This is a genomic window from Rothia sp. L_38, assembly GCF_050689125.1.
Classification (GTDB): domain Bacteria; phylum Actinomycetota; class Actinomycetes; order Actinomycetales; family Micrococcaceae; genus Rothia.
This window is the reverse complement of the sequence record NZ_JBOEQD010000026.1, coordinates 1-3,314: the sequence shown is the minus strand read 5'-3', so window position 1 is coordinate 3,314 and position 3,314 is coordinate 1. Positions and strand designations below refer to the sequence as shown.

The following is a 3,314-nucleotide window of genomic DNA, read 5'->3' as shown; positions in this document are numbered from 1 at the left end:
GTGTGGACTGAACCCAGTACATATCAGTACAAAAAATTTGTGCATACGATGCACAAAGTTAACTGAACGGGTACTTGCTCAAGTGAAAGCCGATGCAGGTAACCTCATAGCCACTCGATAGCAGAGAGCATCAGACGAACAGTATCAGCTGGTTTCTCAAGATATAAACATAGCCCTAGGGGCTTTAGCGCCTACGCGAACGTTACGCTAAGAGGCCTACCCAGGGCTTCTTGTGTCAATGCTACAGTTGATGACATGGATCTTCAAGCATGGGTTTCTGAGGAACGGTTTAGGGACTACCTGTCCGAAACAGGTAATGATTACGACAAAGCTGTTGAATTATATCGTTGGAACGCTTCAATGAGCGCCGCACTGTTTGAAGTGATTCACCATTTCGAAGTGCTCCTGAGAAACAAAATCGTAGATACCTTAATCGAACATCCACCTACCTCACCAGTTCTGCCAGGCTCACCTTGGCTGAATCTGAGTGGTGAGATTACGGATATTTCTAACCGCCTTCGTAAAAAGAACCAAGAGGTTACCGCGGGTAAGATTTATTCGAATCTGACCTTCGGAGCATGGGTAAACATGTTCGTACCTGACGCTAACGAAGAGCTGTGGAGGCAGACCTTGCGCCACGTTATGCCCAACGCAAAGATTGACCGCTCAGTAGCAGCTAGCTATTTACAGTCAATTAATGAGTTGAGAAACCGAGTAGCTCATCATTCCAGCCTGTTGGGCTTAGACCCTCTTGTTGAGTACAGGAAAACAATTCAGGTGGCAGAGTGGATTGATAAAGAAGCTGCGGAGTGGATTGATTCAATATCTCAGGATGCTATTAAGGTGCTATCCGACCGGAGACAAGATGTAGCCCGCCCACTGAAGAACGTGATGTTGGTACCCGCTGGTGGGCTAGCTTGGACCCTTTACAAGGAGAGTAGTCAGCCTTTTTATATCTGTCCTGCCAACAGAAAAAACAGGCCAATTGAGCGCATCGCTTTCTATGCAGATCGAGAAATTAAACAGATTGTTCCCAAAGTTTTAGACTATAGGGCTGCTGTAAATTTTAACGATAGAAGCGCGAAATCTCTTGAAAAAACAGATAAAGAAATTTCGAAATTAGTTAAGGCTGCTTTACATTGCGGATTTTCTCATGGCACATATCAAGTTTACTATCTGAGCCCCTCTGACTCTAGTGATACTCACGATCTAGGATCCCCAATACCGAATATAAGCGAAGACGGAAGGCACGGAGCATTACAGGGGAAGATGTACCTTTCGTTAAGCCAACTCTCAAGCGCTAGAAGCACATCTCAATTGCTTTCAAATTAGCTCAAAGCAACTAACGTTCCCCACTACCATGACCTGTGCATATCCTCACAGCTATCATAATGCTCATAGGCTTACGATGAGGCTCAGTGCAAAAGGCTGGAACGGCTGGACGCAGCAACGAAGCAGATAGATTATGGCAGTTTTGTACATGCCCTTTCTCCCTCTGCCCAAGCCATTAAAAGAGCCCCGGTCGCATGCACTAAGACAGAGGCGACACCGGGGTGCCCCTAAGCTAGCATCACTTTGATAGGTGGTAAAGATATAGCTTCTGTGGAGTTAGGGCACAGAGATCTTTGATAGCTTGCTACGGTTTGATGTTTTTACCAGTAGTATCAATTACGTAGTCCCTCATGCATTAGACCGCGCAGTCAGCTCCTGCTGGCTGAGCTCTGGACCTAGAGCCAGCCGGTCGCATGAAGGTTTCTTCGTCTTTAACCTGTTTTGGCATCTCTGAACGTCCTTTCCTCCCCAAGCACGCACCTCTAGCCGTAACCCTGCACTGGGCTTTAGACTTAGAGCAGTTTTTCTATTTTTCAAGAGGGGGTGTGCGTTGAGCGTTCGTGTACCGGTTAAGCCGGAACTAATTTTTTGGGCTTTGGACCAAGCTGCTACTGACGTGAGTTCCCTCCGTCAAGGTGAGCTGGTTGAAAACTAGCTTGGGGGCTCTGCTCAGCCAACCTTTAAGCAGCTACAGGATTTTGCAAAAAGCGTGCATGTTCCCTTTGGCTACCTAATGCTGAGTGCCCCCGGTTATTGAGAAACCATTACCAGATTTTCGTAGACGTGCGGGCAACTCTGAGCGTTACTCTCAAGAGCTCACTAGTGAAATTTATACGCAGCAGCGTAAGCAAAGCTGGTTCAGTGATTATGCAATTGATCGAGGGCTAGACACAGTTACTCGGGTAAAGAGTGCAAGCCTAAGTGATAATCCGGCAGCTGTTACACAGCAGCTGCGTAAGGGGTGGGGTTTCATCATTGCGCCCAAGGCGCAGGACTACGTTGAATCTCGCAAGCAGGTGTTTACCTTTCTTGAAGACCAGGACGTGCTGGTTAGCGTTGCCGGGTATTTTGGTTCCACGAAAAGACCTTTTGATTCTGATGAGTTCAGCGGCTTCTCCCTCTTTGATGAGTACGCGCCACTCATCTTTGTGAATGGTAAAGAGGCTCATTCTGCCCAGATTTTTACTATGTTGCACGAAGTGGGACGCCTGGTGTTGGGTGAGTCTGCTGTTTCTGATGACGCTGTAAACACGGAGGCTTCTAATCGCTCTGAGCGTTTTTCTTGATGCCTGCTGATGAGGTACGGGAAGCTGCTCCACACTCTCTTGCTGAGGACGCTGTCATGCCAGTTGCAAAGCGCTTTCGGGTAAGCGCTTTAGCACTGCTGAATAGGCTGAGAGACTTGAAGCTGATTTCGTTTGAACAGTGGTCTGATGTTTACCCTGAGTTTGAAGAGCGTGCTTTTGAAATCCTACGCAAGAAGGCTGAGAAGAAGTCTTCTGGCGGTGAATTTTATAAGACTCACCCCTTTATTGTTAGGTCGCGTTTTGCCCGTGCAGTTGTTCGTGATGCTCGTAGCGGTAGAACTTCTTACCCTGATACACAACGGTTGTTGGGGTTAATGAAGACTGAGACTTTTGAGAAGTTTGCGCGTGAGGTTGGTGTCTGATGAGTTTTCTGGTTGACACCAATATCTTTGTTGATGTTCATCGTCGCTACTACGGTTTCGATATTGTGCCGAGCTTCTGGGAGTTTCTAGATCAACAGTTTGGTTCTGGTGCGCTGGTGAGCATTAAATCTGTTCTGGAAGAGCTGAAGGAGGATAATAATGCTCTAGCGGACTGGGCCAAAACAGACCTCTCTTTTTCAAGGAGATAGATGATACAACTATTCAGGCGATGGTCCAGATTGCTGATTGGGCGGAAGGGCAGAGCTGCACGCAGTCCGCTGCAGACGAGTTTTTGAGTGTGGCTGATTTGGGA

Annotated in this window: 4 protein-coding genes; all 4 read left to right on the top strand. The window is 47.3% G+C overall.

Going from position 1 to position 3,314, the window contains the following annotated elements:
* Positions 1 to 255: 255 nt before the first annotated feature.
* The 4 genes from ACRCJM_RS11920 (at position 256) to ACRCJM_RS11905 (ending at position 3,210) form a co-directional block, all read left to right on the top strand.
* Positions 256 to 1,332, top strand: coding sequence for an Abi family protein (locus ACRCJM_RS11920; RefSeq protein WP_431465081.1), 1,077 nt, complete (start codon positions 256 to 258; stop codon positions 1,330 to 1,332).
* A 740-nt stretch (positions 1,333 to 2,072) separates the two neighbouring features.
* Entirely contained in the window at positions 2,073 to 2,618 is a 546-nt protein-coding gene (locus tag ACRCJM_RS11915) for an ImmA/IrrE family metallo-endopeptidase (RefSeq protein ID WP_431465080.1), read from the top strand.
* A 56-nt stretch (positions 2,619 to 2,674) separates the two neighbouring features.
* Entirely contained in the window at positions 2,675 to 3,001 is a 327-nt protein-coding gene (locus ACRCJM_RS11910; protein WP_431465079.1) for a hypothetical protein, read from the top strand.
* The gene (locus ACRCJM_RS11905) at positions 3,001 to 3,210 is read left to right on the top strand and encodes a DUF4411 family protein (protein WP_431465078.1); all 210 of its coding nucleotides are present in this window, start codon (positions 3,001 to 3,003) and stop codon (positions 3,208 to 3,210) included. The genes ACRCJM_RS11910 and ACRCJM_RS11905 overlap by 1 nt, the downstream gene beginning before the upstream one ends.
* The last annotated feature ends 104 nt before the right edge of the window (positions 3,211 to 3,314 follow it).

Coding starts and splice junctions, on each gene's coding strand:
- ACRCJM_RS11920 (WP_431465081.1), top strand. CDS start 256: ATGGATCTTCAAGCATGGGTTTCTGAGGAACGGTTTAGGGACTACCTG.
- ACRCJM_RS11910 (WP_431465079.1), top strand. CDS start 2,675: ATGCCAGTTGCAAAGCGCTTTCGGGTAAGCGCTTTAGCACTGCTGAAT.
- ACRCJM_RS11905 (WP_431465078.1), top strand. CDS start 3,001: ATGAGTTTTCTGGTTGACACCAATATCTTTGTTGATGTTCATCGTCGC.